The organism is Paraburkholderia sp. (assembly GCF_050742655.1).
Classification (GTDB): Bacteria; Pseudomonadota; Gammaproteobacteria; order Burkholderiales; family Burkholderiaceae; genus Paraburkholderia.
The window spans coordinates 56,799-76,138 of record NZ_JBOIGG010000014.1; the positions used below are offsets into that span (position 1 = coordinate 56,799).

Annotated in this window: 15 protein-coding genes; 12 read left to right on the forward strand and 3 right to left on the reverse strand. The window is 64.0% G+C overall.

The genetic code is table 11. The features are described from left to right. Positions 1-497 precede the first annotated feature (497 nt). The 3 genes from zwf (at position 498) to ACREXZ_RS19825 (ending at position 4,663) form a co-directional block, all read left to right on the forward strand. A complete protein-coding gene (zwf, locus tag ACREXZ_RS19815; protein WP_431765815.1) occupies positions 498-1,958 on the forward strand; it encodes a glucose-6-phosphate dehydrogenase in 1,461 nt (486 codons plus the stop codon). Positions 1,959-2,067: 109 nt separating this feature from the next. Next, entirely contained in the window at positions 2,068-2,769 is a 702-nt protein-coding gene (gene pgl / locus ACREXZ_RS19820; RefSeq protein WP_431765816.1) for a 6-phosphogluconolactonase, read from the forward strand. Beyond that, on the forward strand, positions 2,747-4,663 hold the full coding sequence (locus ACREXZ_RS19825) for a bifunctional transcriptional regulator/glucokinase (protein ID WP_431765817.1): 1,917 nt from the start codon (positions 2,747-2,749) through the stop codon (positions 4,661-4,663). Before pgl ends, ACREXZ_RS19825 begins: the two co-directional genes overlap by 23 nt. A 62-nt stretch (positions 4,664-4,725) precedes the next feature. Here ACREXZ_RS19825 and ACREXZ_RS19830 read toward each other — a convergent pair whose 3' ends face one another. Beyond that, the gene (locus tag ACREXZ_RS19830) at positions 4,726-5,961 is read right to left on the reverse strand and encodes a Bcr/CflA family multidrug efflux MFS transporter (RefSeq protein ID WP_431765818.1); all 1,236 of its coding nucleotides are present in this window, start codon (positions 5,959-5,961) and stop codon (positions 4,726-4,728) included. A gap of 223 nt (positions 5,962-6,184) precedes the next feature. Then, a complete protein-coding gene (locus ACREXZ_RS19835; RefSeq protein ID WP_431765819.1) occupies positions 6,185-8,917 on the reverse strand; it encodes a TonB-dependent receptor in 2,733 nt (910 codons plus the stop codon). Positions 8,918-10,492: 1,575 nt separating this feature from the next. Between ACREXZ_RS19835 and ACREXZ_RS19840 the strand changes: the two genes are divergently transcribed. The 4 genes from ACREXZ_RS19840 (at position 10,493) to ACREXZ_RS19855 (ending at position 14,339) form a co-directional block, all read left to right on the forward strand. Continuing rightward, complete coding sequence (locus ACREXZ_RS19840) at positions 10,493-11,026, forward strand: hypothetical protein (RefSeq protein ID WP_431765820.1); 534 nt, start codon at positions 10,493-10,495, stop codon at positions 11,024-11,026. A 221-nt stretch (positions 11,027-11,247) separates the two neighbouring features. After that, positions 11,248-12,531, forward strand: a complete 1,284-nt coding sequence (hemL, locus tag ACREXZ_RS19845; protein WP_431765821.1) for a glutamate-1-semialdehyde 2,1-aminomutase — start codon at positions 11,248-11,250, stop codon at positions 12,529-12,531. A gap of 10 nt (positions 12,532-12,541) precedes the next feature. Continuing rightward, complete coding sequence (gene ribD / locus ACREXZ_RS19850; RefSeq protein ID WP_431765822.1) at positions 12,542-13,681, forward strand: bifunctional diaminohydroxyphosphoribosylaminopyrimidine deaminase/5-amino-6-(5-phosphoribosylamino)uracil reductase RibD; 1,140 nt, start codon at positions 12,542-12,544, stop codon at positions 13,679-13,681. 25 nt (positions 13,682-13,706) lie between these two features. After that, positions 13,707-14,339, forward strand: a complete 633-nt coding sequence (locus tag ACREXZ_RS19855; protein ID WP_431765823.1) for a riboflavin synthase — start codon at positions 13,707-13,709, stop codon at positions 14,337-14,339. A gap of 26 nt (positions 14,340-14,365) precedes the next feature. On the opposite strand, the gene ACREXZ_RS19860 is transcribed toward ACREXZ_RS19855, so the two are convergent. After that, on the reverse strand, positions 14,366-15,055 hold the full coding sequence (locus ACREXZ_RS19860) for a hypothetical protein (RefSeq protein ID WP_431765824.1): 690 nt from the start codon (positions 15,053-15,055) through the stop codon (positions 14,366-14,368). A gap of 286 nt (positions 15,056-15,341) precedes the next feature. Here ACREXZ_RS19860 and ACREXZ_RS19865 point away from each other — a divergent pair, with 286 nt between their 5' ends. The 5 genes from ACREXZ_RS19865 (at position 15,342) to ACREXZ_RS19885 (ending at position 19,271) form a co-directional block, all read left to right on the forward strand. Beyond that, a complete protein-coding gene (locus tag ACREXZ_RS19865) occupies positions 15,342-15,782 on the forward strand; it encodes a hypothetical protein (RefSeq protein ID WP_431765825.1) in 441 nt (146 codons plus the stop codon). A gap of 147 nt (positions 15,783-15,929) precedes the next feature. After that, positions 15,930-17,060, forward strand: a complete 1,131-nt coding sequence (ribBA, locus tag ACREXZ_RS19870; RefSeq protein ID WP_431765826.1) for a bifunctional 3,4-dihydroxy-2-butanone-4-phosphate synthase/GTP cyclohydrolase II — start codon at positions 15,930-15,932, stop codon at positions 17,058-17,060. Positions 17,061-17,108: 48 nt separating this feature from the next. Continuing rightward, a complete protein-coding gene (gene ribH / locus ACREXZ_RS19875; RefSeq protein ID WP_431765827.1) occupies positions 17,109-17,621 on the forward strand; it encodes a 6,7-dimethyl-8-ribityllumazine synthase in 513 nt (170 codons plus the stop codon). Beyond that, the gene (gene nusB / locus ACREXZ_RS19880) at positions 17,618-18,052 is read left to right on the forward strand and encodes a transcription antitermination factor NusB (protein ID WP_431765828.1); all 435 of its coding nucleotides are present in this window, start codon (positions 17,618-17,620) and stop codon (positions 18,050-18,052) included. The genes ribH and nusB overlap by 4 nt, the downstream gene beginning before the upstream one ends. Positions 18,053-18,080: 28 nt before the next feature. Continuing rightward, positions 18,081-19,271, forward strand: a complete 1,191-nt coding sequence (locus ACREXZ_RS19885) for a pyridoxal phosphate-dependent aminotransferase (protein ID WP_431765829.1) — start codon at positions 18,081-18,083, stop codon at positions 19,269-19,271. Positions 19,272-19,340 lie beyond the last annotated feature (69 nt).

Genomic DNA, 19,340 nt, shown 5'->3' on the forward strand with positions numbered 1-19,340 from the left:
CCTCCAGACACCTGAAAAAAACAAAAGCCCCTGTTATGCCAGGGCGCGTGGTTGATCAAACAGGCAAAACACGGGCGGACGTCCAGCTGTCACATGCGCGCGCACGCGCCGGCGAGCCGGTGTTCGGCCGCGGGACGCTCAAGAGATGAGTGATTCGGGATGCAACTGACTGTCTCCTCTTTTGATTTTTGCCTGCCCCGCCTCGCACACGCTAACCGGTGCGCCTGAGGCGCGCTGCAGACTCGAGGTGCGTCGCGCATGTCGGCTGGAACAGGCAGAAAACTTATGTTCCATTAACATGCAGGGGACGAAAGCCGATTCGGGAAAACTCGTATCTCGCTGTTGCGAGCACGCTTTTTTCATCGAATTAGCGTTACCTCTTGATTTGGATTGTAGTTAAACTACAATTCAGTGTCAAAAAAAATTTTATCGGACTACGGCCGCCTGTTTGCTCACCTCACACTCACCTGGCGGCACCAGGACATCGACGGAGACACATGCAAACCGATTCAAGCTTCACCTTCGTCCTCTTCGGCGGGACCGGCGATCTGTCGATGCGCAAGATCCTCCCCGCGCTGTATGAAGCGCACCGTGCGGGCATGCTTGCGGAAGGCGGCAAGATCGTCGGCGTCGCGCGTCATGCGGACGATCGCGCCGGGTACATCGAATGGGTGAACGGGCACGTCAAGCCGTACGTATCGAAGAACGGTCTCGACGAAGCCGCGTGGGAACGGTTCCTCGCACGCATCGAATACGTGCGGCTCGATCTGAGCAAGGCCGAGGATTTCGTGCTGCTGCGCGACGAGGTGAATCGTTTGTCGGGCACGCGCGTGTTCTATCTCGCCACCGGGCCGTCGCTGTTCGTGCCGATCTGCCATGCACTCGCGGCTGTCGGCCTCAACGAAAACGCGCGCATCGTGCTGGAGAAACCGCTCGGCTATGACCTGCGTTCGTCGAACGCGATCAACGATGCCGTCGGCGAGATCTTCGCGGAAGAACAGATCTACCGGATCGACCACTACCTCGGCAAGGAGCCGGTGCAGAACCTGCTCGCGCTGCGCTTCGGCAATGCGCTGTTCGAACCGCTGTGGCGTCGCGAGTGGGTCGAGAGCATCCAGATCACGATCGCGGAAGAACTCGGCGTCGAAGCGCGCGGCGACTTCTACGACAACACCGGCGCGCTGCGCGACATGGTGCAGAACCATCTGCTGCAGCTACTCTCGATCGTCGCGATGGAGCCGCCGCATTCGATGGATTCCGATTCGGTCCGCGATGAAAAACTGCGCGTTCTGCGCGCGCTCAAGCCGATCGATCCGCGCGACATCGCGCACGTCGCGGTGCGCGGCCAGTATCACGCGGGCGTAGTCCGTGGCACGTCGGTGCCCGCGTATGCGACCGAACCTGGCGTGAAGCAGGACAGCACGACCGAGACCTTTGTCGCAGTGAAGGTCGAGATCGAAAACTGGCGCTGGGCCGGCGTGCCGTTCTTCCTGCGCACCGGCAAGCGGCTCGCCGACCGGGTCGCGGAGATCGTGGTGAACTTCCGGCCGGTGCCGCATTCGGCACTCGGCCCGACCGCGCTGCGCGCCGGCTCGAACCGTCTCGTCATCCGTCTGCAGCCGAACGAAACGATCCGGCTCTACTGTCTTGCGAAGCAGCCCGGCGAAGGGATGAATCTCGCCAGCGTCCACCTCGACCTCGCCTTCGACCAGTTCTTCCGCGAAGGGCAGATGGAGGCGTACCAGCGTCTCTTGCTCGACGTGATCAACGGGCGGCTCGCGCTGTTCGTGCGGCGCGACGAGCAGGAAGCCGCATGGCGCTGGGTCGAACCGATCCTGAACGAATGGGCTTCGGCGAACAAGCCGCCGAAGCCGTACGCGGCAGGCACGTGGGGACCCGCTGCAGCCAGCGCGATGCTGGCGCAGCACGACACGTGCTGGCTAGAGGAAGAAAACTGAACGGGGCACTGCCCGCGCGCCGAACCGTGCGCGGGTGCTGGAAGGACAATCATCTGGACCGCGCTGCGGTCCGCCCTGTGAACCAACAAAAAAGCAGCATGGAGGAGAAGTGATCGAGCTTCACGCTTTCGACGACCCGCGCGCCCAATCCGACGCGCTGGCGAAGGCGGTTGGCGACGCGTTACATGCGTCGCTGGCCGCGTCGGCAAACACGCCCGCGGGCGCGCGCACGGCGACGCTCGCCGTGTCCGGCGGCACCAGTCCGCGCCCGTTCCTGCAGATCCTGTCCACCCAGCCGTTCGACTGGTCGCGCATCGGCGTGACGCTCGTCGACGATCGCTGGGTGCCCGAGACCGACAGCGCAAGCAACGCGCGGCTGGTTCACGAAACGCTGCTGCAGAACGCGGCGCGCAACGCCGCGTTCGCACCGCTCGTCGACGTGACGCAGCCGCTCGATGCGCACATCGCCGCGCTGAATGCCGACCCCGCGCGCCGCGTGCCCGACGTCGCCATCCTCGGCATGGGTGAGGACGGTCACACCGCATCGATCTTCGCGGACTCGCCCGAGTGGGACTTCGCGATCTCCACGCCCGAGCACTTCGTCGCCGTTCATCCGAGTGCCGCGCCGCATGCGCGCGTCAGCTGGTCGATGAGCGCGCTCAAGCAGGTCGGCCAGCTATATCTGCTGATCGCCGGTCCAAGCAAGCTCGACGTCCTGAATGCCGCTGCCGCCGCGCCACAAAAAAATGCCATCTCGACGCTGGCGAACGACAAGGGAGTGAGACTCGATGTCTACTGGTGTGCAAACTAAGGCTGTGCCCGGTGTGGGCCAGCACGCCGACGGACCGAGGCTTCTCGCCGACATCGGCGGCACCAATGCGCGCTTCGCGCTTGAAACCGGTCCCGGCGAAATCGGCCAGGTGCTGGTGTATCCGTGCGCGGACTACCCCGGTGTCGCCGAGGTCATCAAGCAGTATCTAAAGGATGCGAAGATCGGCCGCGTGAATCACGCGGCGATCGCAATCGCGAACCCGGTCGACGGCGACCAGGTGAGCATGACGAATCACGACTGGACCTTCTCGATCGAAGCGACGCGCCGCGCGCTCGGCTTCGATACGTTGCTCGTCGTCAACGACTTCACCGCGCTCGCGATGGCGCTGCCCGGCCTCACCGATACGCAGCGCGTGCAGGTCGGCGGCGGCGCACGCCGTCAGAACAGCGTGATCGGTCTGCTCGGACCGGGCACGGGCCTTGGCGTGTCCGGCCTGATTCCCGCCGACGACCGCTGGATCGCGCTCGGCAGCGAAGGCGGCCACGCGAGCTTCTCGCCGCAGGACGAACGTGAGGACGTAGTGCTGCAGTTCGCGCGCAAGAAGTGGCCGCACGTGTCGTTCGAACGCGTCTGCGCCGGTCCCGGCATGGAGGTGATCTACCGTGCGCTCGCCGCGCGCGACAAGAAACGCGTCGCCGCTACCTGCGACACCTCCGAGGTCGTGCGCCGCGCGCTCGACGGCGAACCGCTCGCCGCTGAAGCGGTCGACTGTTTCTGCGGGATTCTCGGCTCGTTCGCGGGCAACGTCGCCGTGACGCTCGGCGCGCTCGGCGGCATCTACATCGGCGGCGGCGTGGTACCGCGTCTCGGCGAGGTGTTCGTGCGCTCGCCGTTCCGCGAGCGCTTCGAGGCGAAGGGCCGTTTCGAGGCGTACCTGCAGAACGTGCCCACCTACGTGATCACCGCCGAATATCCGGCGTTCCTCGGCGTGTCGGCGATTCTCGCGGAGCAGTTGTCGAACCGCACGGGCGGCGGATCGTCGGCGGTATTCGAGCGCATCCGCCAGATGCGCGATGCGCTCACGCCGGCGGAGCGACGCGTCGCCGATCTCGCGCTGAACCATCCGCGCTCGATCATCAACGATCCGATCGTCGACATCGCGCGCAAGGCCGACGTCAGCCAGCCGACGGTGATCCGCTTCTGCCGCTCGCTCGGTTGCCAGGGGCTGTCCGACTTCAAGCTGAAGCTCGCCACTGGCCTCACCGGCACGATTCCGGTCAGCCACAGCCAGGTGCATCTCGGCGATACAGCCACCGACTTCGGCGCGAAGGTGCTCGACAACACGGTGTCCGCGATCCTGCAACTGCGCGAGCATCTGAACTTCGAGCATGTGGAACGCGCGATCGATCTTCTGAACGGCGCGCGCCGCATCGAATTCTACGGGCTCGGCAATTCGAATATCGTCGCGCAGGACGCGCACTACAAGTTCTTCCGCTTCGGCATTCCGACCATCGCGTACGGCGATCTGTACATGCAAGCCGCGTCGGCGGCGCTGCTCGGCAAGGGCGACGTGATCGTCGCGGTGTCGAAGTCGGGCCGCGCGCCCGAACTGCTGCGCGTGCTCGAGGTCGCGATGCAGGCCGGTGCTCAGGTGATCGCGATCACGTCGAGCAATACACCGCTCGCGAAACGTGCGACCGTGGCGCTCGAAACGGATCACATCGAGATGCGCGAATCGCAGCTGTCGATGATCTCGCGCGTGCTGCATCTGTTGATGATCGACATCCTCGCGGTCGGCGTCGCGATTCGCCGCGCGTCGCCGGATCCCGACGTCCGCGAAGCGGTCGCAAAGGTCCGCGACGGTGCCGACGACGAAACGACCGCCGTGCTCCACTGGCTGAGTCACGGCGCGGCCTCTACCGCGCGCGACTAAAGCGACCAGGCGCCCGCTCGCAACACGACAGGCTCCTGCCGGAGCCTGTCGTCTCCCCTTTCCTATCCCTTCTGCGACGGCGCGAGCGACGACGGCAACGGCCGGTCGTGCCAACGCACGATCAGCATCCGTCCCACGTAGCAGAGCACGCCAGCCGTACCGATCGTGAAGCCCATGCCGACCGGCGTCGTGTCGTGCCACAGTCCGACCACGACGCTCGCGAGCGCGCCGAGCGCAAGCTGCATCGCGCCGAACACGGCAGCCGCGGCGCCTGCGTTGTGCGGATAGCGATGCATCAGATCGGTCGCGCAGTTGGCCGACAGCACACCCACCACGCCGACCACGAAGAACAGCCCGACGACAATCGACCACAACCCGCCCCACCCCGTCACGCACATCAGCGCGACGAACAGCGAGGCCCCAGCGCTGATCGTCGCGGCAATCGAGATGATGCGCAGCGGGCCCAGACGGCCGACGAAGCGCGTGTTCACAAAGTTGCCGATCATGATGCCGAACACGTTCAGACCGAACAGGAAGCCGTAGTGCTGCGGCGATACGTGGAAATGCTCGATGTATACGAACGGCGTCGCGGAGATGTACGTGAACATCGATGCGAACGCCATCCCGCCGCACAGCATGTGCCCCCAGACCATTGGATCTTGCAGCAGCCGGCCGTATGCGGCGAACGACTGCAGCACAGCTGAACTCGCACGCTTTTCGCGCGGCCAGGTTTCGGGCACGCGCAGATACGCGGTGACCGCGCAGCCCGCGCCGAACAGCGTCAACACGACGAACACGATGCGCCAGCTGCCGAGCAGCAGCAACTGGCCGCCGATCAGCGGCGCAAGCAGCGGTCCGACCGCCGTGACGATCGCGACCATCGACAGCACGCGCGCGGCGTCGGTCGGTTCGTGCGCGTCGCGCGCGATCGCCCGCGAGAGCACCGACGCCGCGCCCGCGCCGAGCGCCTGCAGAAAGCGCACGAACACGAGCGAGCCGATCGAAAAAGAGAACACGCACGCGACGCTCGACACCGTGAACAGCGCGATACCGCCGAGCAGGATCGGGCGGCGGCCGTATGCATCGGAGAGCGGTCCGTACAGCAGCATGCCGATCGAGAAGCCGGCCATGAAGCTCGTCAGCGTGGATTGCGCGACGCCCGGCACGACGCCGAACCCGGCCGCGATCGACGGCAAGCTTGGCAGATACATGTCGGTGGCAAGCGGACCGCATGCGGCGAGCGCGCCGAGCAACAGGATCAACCGGATGTCGGGCCGGTGTCGGATGGGGTGGGACATGGGGCGGGACATCCAGCAGGAGGCGGTCCGTTTTGCGCCACGCGCCGGACCTGATGGAAGAGTGGAGAAATTGGGGCGATTGTACTCGACGTGTCGGATGAGGCAGAACGTGAAAACCGATATGGCCGGCTTGTGCCGGCTTGTGCCGCCTCCTGCCATCCATCGGGCAGGAAGCGGCATACGTCCAGTTCACTACTCAGTCGCTACCACTTCGGTTAAACCGTTAGAAGCGGTATGTCGCGCCGATCTGGAAAAAGCGGCCAAGGTCGGTGTACAGCGACTGGTCGTAACCGGTGATGTCTGGCGTAGCCTGCCACTCGACGTCAAACGGAGGTTTCTTGTCAAACAGGTTCGAGATACCGCCATATATCGTCCAGTGTTTGATGCCGCGATAGGTCGCCATCAGGTTGAACTGACTGTACGACGCCACGGAACCCGTTCCGCCATCGCCAAACTCCGCCGCCACCGCGTTCGTGTAAGGACCTGTGTATTGCCAGGTCAACGCGGTCGTCAGGTTGTGGAAGTCCCAGGCCAGCGTCGTATTGCCCTTCCAGCGCGGATTGCTTGCACCGAACGGTTGCAACAGTGCGAGGTTATTGCCGGCGAAGTTCTGCGTCGCCGAACCCGGGCTACGGAGTTTGTAGTGCCACACGTAGGCCCAGTCGCCCGTCAGCGTGAACATACCGTAAGGCGTGCGCAGTGCCTTGCGGAAGTTCATATCGAAGCCGTCGGTATCGAGCGAGCCGAGGTTGACGAATGGCTGCACGATGTAGCGGATCGTGCCGTCCGGATTGCGAACCACCGTCGCCGGATCGTTCGCCTGAAGTACCGCATTCGGATCTGCTGTCCCGATCACGCTGTCGATGTGGACTTTGTAGAACGCCGCGCCGATATCGGTCAACGCGTCGGGCGACAACTGGAACCCGATGTTGTAGTTCTTCGTGCGCTCAGGCTGCAGATTCGGATTACCGGTGGTCTGCTCTGTCGTGAAGTGCTTCGTCGGCGTGCCGCTCGGATCGTTTGGATCGACCAGATTCTGGTGACCCAGATAGACCGCCTGCGAGTTCTCAACGCCTGTCGGCGCGCGGAAGCCGCGACTGTACGACGCGAAGGTCGTCAGCATACGCACCGGCTGGAAGCGCAGCGCGAAGCTCGGTGAGAAGGCACCGCCGAAATCGCTGTAGTGGTCGTAGCGAGCGGCTTGCGTGAACGTCAGATTGTGGATGATCGGAATATCGATCTGATAGAACAGCGCCGCCACGTTGCGCGAGCTATTGACCGTCTGCACGTTTGCCGGTGCCGTAATGCCCTGCGACGCCAGCGTCTGCGGGTTGATCAGCGACGATTCGTGGCGGAATTCCGTACCCAGCCCCAAGCCGACGTTACCGGCCGGCAGGGCGAACAGGTTCGCCGTCGAGGTCTTGGCGGTCACGCTATCGACCTTCGAGATCGCTTGCTGGTTGTCGTCGCTGAACACGCCGTTCAGACCATTAGGCGTCGAAGACGGATTCGCGAAGTTGTACGTGCCGTTCATCAGCATGTTCTCGACGCCAGCGACGTTCAGGCGATTCGAGTAGCTCGTATCGACCGTGCTCTGCGAATGGCCGTAGTCGGCGGACCAATCCCAGTTTCCGAACCGGGCGGCGTCGAACGAGCCCTTGATGCCAGTCGACGCCATCCAGAACGTCGACACGGTATCCGCCACGCCGACCTTGTTCGGGAACGTCAGGTTGATCGGCGTCGGCACGCCGAACGGGTTGAACGGATTCGATGCCGGCACCGTTCGCGAGAGCGGTGCGACAGAACCTGCCACCGGGTCAAACACGTTCGAATTGGCACTGAGCGCAGCGGGTCCCTGCAACTGCACGCTTTCATCACGGCTCACCCAGAAGCCAGCGTAGGCTTCGGTGTTCTCGTCAAGCTTGAAGGTGCCGCGGACTTTCGCGTTGAAGCGCGTTAGTGCCGGTGTCAGCGAGGTGCCGGGAGCGACGTTATACACGCACGCCTTCGTTCCTTTGCTGCCCGGTGGGCAAGGGTTAAGCGCCGTGTTGCCGTCAGGCGTGGTCCAGTACGATTGCTGGTTCGGACCAAATGGTGCTGCATTGCCGCCGGGGTACTGCGTGAAATCCTGGGACGACGTCATGTCGCGATCGGCAAGCGTCGATCCGCTGTCGCGGTAATAGCTTGCCGCCGCCGTGATGTTGAAGCGATCGGAGTTCAGGTCGCCGAAACCGCCGAGCACGCTGAAGCTGCCCTGGCCATTTCCCGGGTGCTGCGCCTTGCCCAGTTGGGTATCGAGCTGCAGACCCTGAAAATTTTTCTTGGTAATGATGTTGACGACACCGGCGATCGCATCGGAGCCGTAGATCGAAACCGCGCCAGTCTTGACGATGTCGATGTGATCGACGATGTTCAGCGGAATCGTGTTGACGTCGAAGAAGGTGTCGGTGAAGTTCACCGCTTGTGCGTAGTTGGCGACACGTTGCCCGTCGACCAGCACCAGCGTGTACTTCTCGCTCAGGCCGCGCAGTGCGATGCCGGCTCCGCCCGGCGCCGCGCTGTTCATCGTGGACTGCGACCAGCTGGCGCCCGAGTTCGCGGCGGTACCGCGCAGGAAGTCAGCCACCGTGGTGTAGCCACTTTGCTGGATGTCTTTCTGCGTAACCGTCTGGATCTCGGTAGTGCCGACCTTGTCCGAAGTTCGAATCAGCGAACCCGTGACCTCGAATTTCTTGAGCTGCTTGATGCCCGACGCCACGGCGGCGCCAGAACCCGGAGCGGGCGCCGTGGCGTCGTCCTGCGTGCCTGCCTGCGCGACCGTGACGGGCGATTCGACTGCAACCCCTGCTGCTGACGGCTGGCTCTGGGCAAACGCGGAAGTACCGACCATAGCCGTCAAGGCCATTTCCGCCCAAAGTATTTTTCGAATGGCCGATCGTGATTCTATTGGTTTCATATTCCCCTCTCTCGCCACTAACGACAAGTTGTTATGCGAAAAGACCTGGCACGCCTCTTCGCTTGCGGCACCCCACCGCGCGGATTCCAACGCCTGTTTTTCGAGACTCAAACAACGATGAATAAGGTTTTCGATTTCCGATAAACGCCTCCGTCACGTAACACGCAGCCATCCATGTATCGATATAAAATCTCGTTCTTACTCATGTCTATTATTAATTCAGTCATCCTAAATTAAGTGAATTGAAGTGATTCGCGTGGCGAAGCGAAGCAATCTGTTAAAGCAAGCTCGACCTTCCAGGCCTACCGGGTACGAATTCTTTTCCGGTCAGATGGATCCTGCTCCGAGACTACCGACGTGCATACCGAGTAGTCTTCCGCACCCGGTACGAGTGTGGTTCTTCGAAGCTCATTAATTCTTTGCAACGGAACACATAAAAATAATTTCCATTCCCCATGCCGTGCGCCTTCATCCAGGACGACGACTACCTCACCAGCATCCGGGCAAGCGGCTCAAAAAACTTCCGCTGGCCCGGTTACATGATCAGTAAAACTAAATTATTTTCCCAAATCTTGAAAACCAGAACTCAGCAATTCGTCACTGCGACAAATCTGTTTGGCCGACGTTCTCACGTCTACGACGTAATGCACCGTCACGCGAAACGCAACCGTAATGCCGGCGATGAGCCAACGGCAGGCGTTGTCGGGCCGCGTTCATGCTGCAAAAGACACCCTGGAATCTCCCGCTGTCGCAACGTCCTCAACGGTGCGCTGCAGTCACTTGCGAGACGTCCCACTCCACGTCTTTCATTTGCTGTACGGAAACGTATCAGCCCAGAAATATTTCGTCAAAATTTGTTTGATAGCCGAAACCAACATGTGCGATATGCGTAATGTGCCGTTATAGGTATTTACCCTCTCATGACACTGCATAAACGCGTGCGCCCAGCATGCTTTGGGCTACCTGGCGGCAAGACACCTGATTCGGTTTACCCCTGCTCAATCGCACTTCAGGCAACGCGGCGTTGCAAAGACCCCCTGTCGATTCGCACCAGAACACGCGCGGCTCCCTTCATGACTTTTACCAACGATAGCCATCGCAGGGCCTGCCGGAAGAGGCCAGAGCGAAACCGAAGAATTATTCTCTTGCGCAAGATATTGAAATATGCGCGGGTCGCGCACGCCTGAACTTGCGTCAGGTTGGATACGAACACGGTCGTTACGACAGATGAAGTCGTCGACCTCCGTAGCCGAGGGCGACTGCCGCATCGACCGGGTATCTGCGACGAAGCGATTGAGCAAAAAAAGACCTGCTCACCTAAGGGGAGGTGGCAGGTCGAGAGTACTGACAAGTTTACTTATCGAAAAGGATAAGCGGGATAAAGTGTAATGTTAACGAAAATATAATGTAAAGATAAACAATAAAGCCAGATGGTCGTTGACGCCCGAGAGAACGCATCAAGGGACGGTAGCACTTCAGCCTGACCTGGCCGGCGCCGCTCCACCGCGGCACACTGTTGCCCGCTGCGCGCAATCGGTTAAGCTGCCGTTTTTTCCCGCACCCGACGACCCCGCCGTGACCGCCTTTCTGCTGATCTGGAGCCCCAAAAAATGGCCGTGGCCGGAGCTGCCGGACATCGCGAAACGCGTGGCCGCGGGCGAAGCCGTCACCGACGTGTGGGGCTGCGGCGTTGCACGCAGCCTGCTGCCCGGCGACCGCGTGTTCCTGCATCGGGTCGCGTCCGAGCCGCGCGGTCTGTTCGGCTCCGGCTACGTGACGCGCGCGCCGTACGAGGTCGCCGATTCCACGACCAAACGCGGCTACCGGCTGTGCATCGACTTCGTCTACGACTGGCTCGTCGATGCGCACGTGCAGGTGGCGATCGGCCGCGACGCGCTGCGCGTGCATCCGTTCTCGGTGCAGACCTGGGACGCACAAAGCTCCGGCACGTCGATCAAACCGATCGCCGAAGGGGCGCTCGAGAAGCGCTGGGCCGAGCTGACCGGGAAACGCGCGTCGCCGCGACTGCCGATGCAAGGTGTGACGAGCACGGCACCGCCGCAATCGTCGAAAGCGAGCGCGCACGCGCGCCGGAAATCCTCCGCCTGACTGTGCGCCTGACTGCGCGCCCGACACCTGCCCGCGCGGCATGATGCCGCAGCGCCCGGCGTGCCGCACCGCCCGATTGACGGGACTCCGGTACAATTTCAGCCAGTCATTCCGTCGCCGCCAGGACCCGCGGCCCGGGCTCGCGGACGCGCCACCCGCCGCCGCTCCGCCCGCGCCCATCGGCACGCCGGCCACGCCATCCTTCTCGCAGGTCCACGTTCATGTCCAGGAATCAAACTCTCTTCGAACGCGCCCAGGTCAGCATCCCGGGCGGCGTCAATTCACCGGTGCGCGCTTTCCGCTCGGTAGGCGGCACACCGCGCTTCATCGAACGCGCGCAGGGCGCGTACTTCTGGGACGCCGACGGCCAGCGCTACATCGACTACATCGGCTCGTGGGGCCCGATGATCGTCGGCCACGTGCATCCCGAGGTGCTCGAAGCCGTGCAGCGCGTACTCGTCAACGGCTTCTCATTCGGTGCGCCGACCGAAGCCGAGATCGAGATCGCCGAAGAGATCTGCAAGCTCGTGCCGTCGATGGAACAGGTGCGCATGGTGTCGAGCGGCACCGAGGCGACGATGAGCGCGCTGCGTCTTGCGCGCGGCTTCACGAACCGCAGCCGCATCGTCAAGTTCGAGGGCTGCTATCACGGCCACGCGGACAGCCTGCTCGTAAAGGCCGGCTCCGGTCTGCTCACGTTCGGCAACCCGACGTCGGCGGGCGTGCCGGTCGACATCGCGAAACACACCACGGTGCTCGAATACAACAACGTTGCGGCGCTCGAAGAAGCGTTCAAGGCGTTCGGCAACGAGATCGCATCGGTGATCGTCGAGCCGGTCGCGGGCAACATGAACCTCGTGCGCGCGACGCCCGAATTTCTCGGCGCGCTGCGGCGGCTGTGCAGCGAATACGGCGCCGTGCTGATCTTCGACGAAGTGATGTGCGGCTTCCGCGTCGCGCTCGGCGGCGCGCAGCAGTTGTATGGCATCGCGCCGGACCTCACGTGTCTCGGCAAGGTGATCGGCGGCGGCATGCCGGCCGCGGCGTTCGGCGGACGGCGCGACATCATGGCCCATCTCGCTCCGCTCGGCGGCGTGTACCAGGCCGGCACGCTGTCGGGTAATCCGATTGCGGTCGCGGCGGGCCTGAAGACGCTGCAGCTGATCCAGGCGCCCGGCTTCTACGACACGCTCGCCGCGCGCACCATGCGTCTCGTGCAGGGCCTCGCGGGCGCCGCGCGCGACGCGAAGGTGTCGTTCGCGGCCGATTCGGTCGGCGGCATGTTCGGCCTTTACTTCGCGGACGCGGTGCCGGGAAGCTTCGCGGAAGTCACGCGCTCCGACGTGCCGCGCTTCAACGCGTTCTTCCACAAGATGCTCGACGCGGGCGTGTACTTCGCCCCGTCGGCGTACGAGGCCGGTTTTGTATCGAGCGCGCACGACGAAGCGATCGTCGACGCGACGATCGATGCCGCGCGCGGCGCATTCGCCGCGCTCGCAGCCTGAGCGGACGACGATGTTCTCGCAAACCGATTTCGTCCATATGGAACGCGCGCTCGCGCTGGCGCAGCGCGGCATGTACACGACCGATCCGAATCCGCGTGTCGGTTGCGTGCTCGTGAAAGACGACGCCGTGATCGGCGAAGGCTTCACGCAGCCTGCGGGCCAGGACCACGCGGAAATCCGCGCGTTGAAGGATGCGCGTTCGCGCGGCCACGACGTGCGCGGCTCGACCGCTTACGTGACGCTCGAACCGTGCAGCCACTTCGGCCGCACGCCGCCGTGCGCGAACGCGCTGATCGAAGCGCAGATTGCACGCGTCGTCGCCGCGATGGAGGACCCGAATCCGCAGGTGTCCGGCCGCGGCCTCGGTATGTTGCGCGACGCGGGTATCGAAGTGCGCTGCGGACTGCTCGCGAACGAAGCGCAGGAACTGAACATCGGCTTCGTATCGCGGATGACGCGGGGTCGTCCGTGGGTCCGGATGAAGGTCGCGGCGTCGCTCGACGGCCGCACCGGGCTGCCGTCCGGCGCGAGCCAGTGGATCACCGGCGAGGCCGCTCGCGCCGACGGCCATGCGTGGCGCGCGCGCGCATCGGCGATCCTGACCGGCATCGGCACCGTGAGGGAAGACAATCCGCGCATGACCGTGCGCGCGGTCGACACGCCGCGGCAGCCGCAGCGCGTGCTGATCGACAGCCGGCTTGAAGTGCCGCTCGACGCGCACATTCTCGCCGGCGCACCCACGCTGATTTTCTGCGGCACGCTCGACCCACACGACGAACAGCTCGCCGAACGTGCGGAAGCGCTGCGCGCGCGCGGCGCCGAACTCGTGCCGCTCGCGAACGCGGCGGGCAAGGTCGATCTGCCGGCGATGCTGGCCGAGCTCGGCCGGCGCGGTACAAACGAACTGCACGTCGAGGCCGGCTACAAGCTGAACGGCTCGCTGCTGCGCGAGGGCTGCGTCGACGAACTGCTGGTCTATCTGGCGCCGAGCCTGCTCGGTGTCGAATCGATGGGTATGTTCAATCTCGCGGCACCCGGTTCGCTCGACGACCGCGTGCAGCTGAATTTTCATGCGGTCGACCGGATCGGTGACGATCTGCGGATTCTCGCGCGGCTTGCCGCACCGCTCTCCCGTACCGAGTTGCACTGACTGCACTGACAGAGGACACAGCACGATGTTTACCGGAATCGTCGCGGCAGTCGGCCGCATTGCATCGATCACTCCCCTTGGCAGCGACCCCGACGCGGGCGTGCGGCTCACCGTCGACGCGGACACGTTAGGTCTCGACGACGTCGCACTCGGCGACAGCATCGCGATCCAGGGTGCGTGCATGACGGTGATCGAAAAGACCGCGAGCACATTCGCAGTCGACGTGTCGCGCGAGAGCCTGAACCGCACGGTCGGGCTCGCGCAAACCGGCGACGTGAATCTCGAGAAAGCGTTGCGTGCGCACGACCGGCTCGGCGGGCATATCGTGTCGGGTCACGTCGACGGGCTCGGCACCGTCACGCGCTTTGCTCCGGTCGGCGAATCGCATGAACTGCGCGTGCTCGCGCCGCGCGAACTCGGCCGCTATCTCGCGTACAAGGGCTCGATTACCGTCAACGGTGTGAGCCTGACGGTCAATTCAGTGGACGATCGCGCGGACGGCTGCGAGTTCTCGATCAACCTGATCCCGCATACCGTCGAGGTGACGACGCTGCGGCATCTGGTGGCGGGGGCGAAGGTTAATCTCGAGATCGATATGATTGCGCGGTATGTGGAGCGGATGTTGACGTCGTCTCCGGAAGGTTTGTTGCAGCGCTAACGCCAGGTCTGACGGCGGCCGCCCGCTCACTTCGCCGCAGCAGCCGCCCCCGTCAACCACCCATCGATATCCCCCAGCACCGCCTTCTCGATACCGAGAAAACCGTGCGGCGAATGCCCGCCGCAGCCCGTCGACTTGTCGCCGCCGCCTTCCGTTGAATCCACCGAAACGAAATCGAAGTGGTTGTGTTCGGCGAGACGCTTGCCCGCATACGCAGGCGACGACACGCACGCGTCATGCTCGTTCGACACGACCAGCACGCGATGCGTCGTGCCGTCCACATCGAGGTTCGCCAGCGTGCCGCCGCCGCGGCGTGAGAAGGTCACCGGGGACGTGAGCACGAACGCGTCGGCCAGTGCAGGATCGCGTTGCAGCGCGTTGCCGACCGACAGCGTCCCGGCACTCGTGCTGACCAGCGCGATCTTCGCGTTCGGGAAGCGCTGCCGCAGCGTAGCGACGACGACCTGTGTGTCCTTGAACGATTCCTTACCCAGCCGAAAGAGGCCGTCGACACCCTGCGCGTTATCGGACGGCGTATCGACCAGCGCGACCGCATCGCCCTGCTCGATCCAGTAACGCGCCGAGCGGATCAGGAAATTGCCCTTGAGCGTGGTCGCCCCCGCCGCATCCAGATGCAGCGCGCCCGGCGTGCCGGGAAACAGAACGACCACCCATGGCGGGTTCGGCGACGGCGACTCGATGAAGAGGCTCTGCATGACGCCGTCCCGCGTCGGAAACGTCGCGAGGTCGCCATGATCGAGTGGCGTCGCATAAGCATGGGCAGCGACAACGCACGCCGCAATGGCACAGCCCAAGCGTTTCATGCCGATGGAACCGCCGGACGTCGATAGATTCCTCACGCTGATCTCCTTCGAGTTGTTCAGTGCGGCATCCCATTGCCGGGTTATCCGCGGAATAACCCGGCCCTCCCACCCGTTTTATCCACAAGGCAATCGGAAAAACCGGCCCACGCGCGACACATCGGCAGGACAGGAGTGGATCATGAAAAAACTGATTCGTATCGGAATATTGCTCGCCGGTCTCGGCATGCTCACACCCGCGTTCGCGCAAACCGACGACGGGTCGCAAACGGTCGACGCGGACAATTGCCGGGCCGTATCGGGGCAGGCGGAAATCGACGGCACGATGCAGCAGATCGTCGGTCGCGCGTGCCAGCAGAGCGACGGCACATGGCAGATCGTGCAGACCGACGACGGCAACGCGTTGTGGTACCCCGCCGACGCCTATCCGTATCCCGATCCGTGGTGGTACGGTCCGCCGCTTTTCATCGGCGCGGGCATCGGCTTCATCTTCGTGGACCGCTTCCACCACTTCCATCATTTCAACCACTACAACCATTTTCATCAATACGGGTACAACCGCTTCGGTGCGTCGGCGAGGGGCGGCTTTCATCGCGGGTACGGCGGCGAGCATCGGCGTTGACTGCGTCGTCCTGTTGGAGCAACGCGACGGGCCCGGCGAACCGCCCGAAACACAGAAAAGCGAACCTCGATAGTCCGGCGAACGGCCAGGAGGCACGCGGGCGTCCGCGTGGCGTAAAATACGCGCTTTCCCGAATTTCTCGCCAACATGACGCTCGCCTCCACCCTTGAGATCATCGCCGAACTGAAGGCCGGCCGGATGGTGATCCTGGTCGACGAAGAAGACCGCGAAAACGAAGGCGACCTCGTCGTCGCAGCCGAATTCGTCACGCCGGAAGCGATCAATTTCATGGCCCGCTACGGTCGCGGGCTGGTCTGTCTGACGCTCACGCAGGACCGCTGCAAGCAGCTGAACCTGCCGCTGATGACCTACCGCAACGGCACCCAGTACGGCACCGCGTTCACGGTCAGCATCGAGGCGGCCGAAGGCGTCACGACCGGCATCTCGGCCGCCGACCGTGCCCGCACCATCGCCGCGGCGGTCGCGCACGACGCGCGTCCGGAGCACATCGTCCAGCCTGGCCACGTGTTCCCGATCATGGCGCAGCCGGGCGGCGTGCTGATGCGCGCAGGCCATACCGAGGCGGGCTGCGATTTCACGGCGCTCGCGGGCCTGACGCCGGCCGCGGTGATCTGCGAGATCATCAAGGACGACGGCACGATGGCGCGCCTGCCCGACCTGCTGACGTTCGCGCAGGAACACGGCCTGAAGATCGGCACGATCGCCGATCTGATCCACTACCGCAGCCGCACCGAATCGATCGTCGAGCGCGTCGCCGAGCGCACGATGCAGACCGCGCACGGCCCGTTCCGCGCGGTGATGTACCGCGACCTGCCGAGCGGCTCGCCGCACATCGCGCTGGTGCGCGGCACGCCCTCGGCGCAACGCGACACGCCGGTGCGCGTGCACGAACCGCTATCGGTGCTCGATCTGCTCGAAGTCGGCGCGTCGACGCACTCGTGGACGCTCGACGCCGCGATGAAGGAAATCGCGCAGCGTGATCTCGGCGTCGTCGTGCTGCTGAATTGCGGCGATTCGCGCGATCACCTGATCGACGTGTTCAAGGCATTCGACGAAAAAGACCGTGCGGAAGCGCTGAAGCGCCGCCCGGTCGACTTCAAGACGTATGGCATCGGCGCGCAGATCCTGCGCGAACTCGGTGTCGGCAAGATGCAGGTGCTGTCCAATCCGCGCAAGCTCGGCAGCATGTCCGGCTACGGCCTCGAAGTCACTGGCTTCGTCCCGATGCCCGGCTGCCCGCCGCAACCGTCCACCTGACCCGACGCTTCAGCGCACCCGCGCTCCCTCCCCTTCTACGGACCATTTATGGAAATCGGACAATATCAACCGAATCTCGACGGTGACGGCCTGCGTGTCGGCATCGTCCAGTCGCGCTTCAACGAGCCCGTCTGCAACGGCCTCGCCGACGCGTGCATCGAAGAACTCGAACGCCTCGGCGTGACCGGCGAAGACGTGCTGCTCGTCACGGTGCCGGGCGCGCTCGAAGTGCCGCTCGCGCTGCAGAAACTCGCCGAAAGCGGCCAGTTCGACGCGCTGATCGCACTCGGCGCCGTGATCCGCGGCGAGACGTATCACTTTGAACTGGTGTCGAACGAAAGCGGCGCGGGCATCACGCGCGTCGGCCTCGACTTCGGCATTCCGGTCGCGAACGCGGTACTCACGACCGACACCGACGAACAGGCCGTCGCACGGATGACCGAGAAAGGCCGCGATGCGGCCCGCGTCGCGGTCGAAATGGCGAATCTCGGAGTCGCGCTCGAACAGCTCGGCGGCGATGACGACGACGATGAAGAAGACGAAGAAGAGGAACGCGCATGAAGAGCGCCCGCCGACGCTCCCGCGAACTGGCCACGCAGGGGTTGTACCAGTGGCTGCTGTCGGGTGCCCCCGGCGGCGAGATCGATGCGCAGCTGCGTAACGCGCAGGGCTTCGACAAGGCCGACCTCGAGCATCTCAATGCGCTGCTGCACGGCGTGATCCGCGACGCGGACTCGCTGTCCGCGGATCTCACGCCGTGCCTCGACCGTCCGATCGAGCAGCTGTCGCCGGTCGAACGTGCAGTGTTGCTCGTCGCCGCCTACGAACTGAAGCACCACGTCGACATTCCGTACCGCGTCGTGATCAACGAGGCGGTCGAGCTCGCGAAGACCTTCGGCGGCGTGGATGGCTACAAGTACGTGAACGGTGTGCTGGACAAGCTGTCGGCCCGTCTGCGTGCCACCGAGACGCAGGCCGCCCGCAAGTCCTGAACGCCGGCAGGCACAACGGAAGCAACGTATGACCACCGTGACCGAACCCCTGTTGCGGCTCGCCGCCCGCGTCGACGCGATCCAGCCTTTCTACGTGATGGAGCTGGCGAAAGAAGCGGCACGGCTCGAGCGCGCCGGACGCGACATCATCCACATGGGCATCGGCGAGCCCGATTTCACCGCCCCCGAACCGGTCGTCGAAGCGGCGGCGAATGCGCTGCGGCGCGGCGTCACGCAATACACGAGCGCGCTCGGGCTGCACGCACTGCGCGAAGCGATCGCCGGGCACTACGCGCACGCGTATGGCATCGACGTCGATCCCGCGCGGATCGTCGTCACGGCGGGCGCATCGGCGGCGCTGCTGCTCGCGTGCACGGCGCTCGTCGATCGCGACGACGAAGTGCTGATGCCCGACCCGTGCTATCCGTGCAACCGGCACTTCGTCGCAGCCGCGGAAGGCAAGCCGGTCCTCGTGCCAAGCGGGCCCGCCGAACGCTTCCAGCTGACCGCCGCCGACGTCGAACGGCTGTGGACCGACCGCACGCGCGGCGTGTTGCTCGCGTCGCCGTCGAACCCGACCGGGACGTCGATCGAGCCAGACGAACTGCGACGCATCGTCGGTGCGGTTCGTGCGCGCGGCGGCTTCACGATCGTCGATGAAATCTATCAGGGGCTCAGCTACGACGCGCAGCCTGTGTCGGCGTTGTCGTTCGGTGACGACGTGATCACCGTCAACAGCTTCTCGAAGTACTTCAACATGACCGGCTGGCGCCTCGGCTGGCTGGTTGTGCCGCCTACGCTGGTCGATGCGTTCGAGAAGCTCTCGCAGAACCTGTTCATCTGCGCGTCGTCGCTGGCGCAACATGCGGCGCTCGCGTGCTTCGAACCGGATACGCTCGCAATCTACGAAGCGCGCCGGCTCGAATTCATGCGTCGTCGCGACTTCATCGTGCCGGCGCTCAAACAGTTGGGGTTCGGCGTGCCGGTGATGCCCGATGGCGCGTTCTACGTGTACGCCGATTGCAGCACCGTCGCGCATCCGGCCGCGGGCAACAGCGCGGAGCTGACGCGCGCGATGCTGCACGATGCAGGCGTCGTGCTTGTGCCGGGCGTGGACTTCGGCTCTTACGCGCCGCATCGGTATATCCGGCTGTCGTACGCGACTGCTTTCTCGAAGCTCGAAGAGGCGGTCGACCGGCTGCATCGTCTGTTTGGTTGAAGGCCGAACGGCTGCGCTGCTTCTTGTGTAGGGACGTAAAAAAAGCACCCTCGGGTGCTTTTTTCTTTG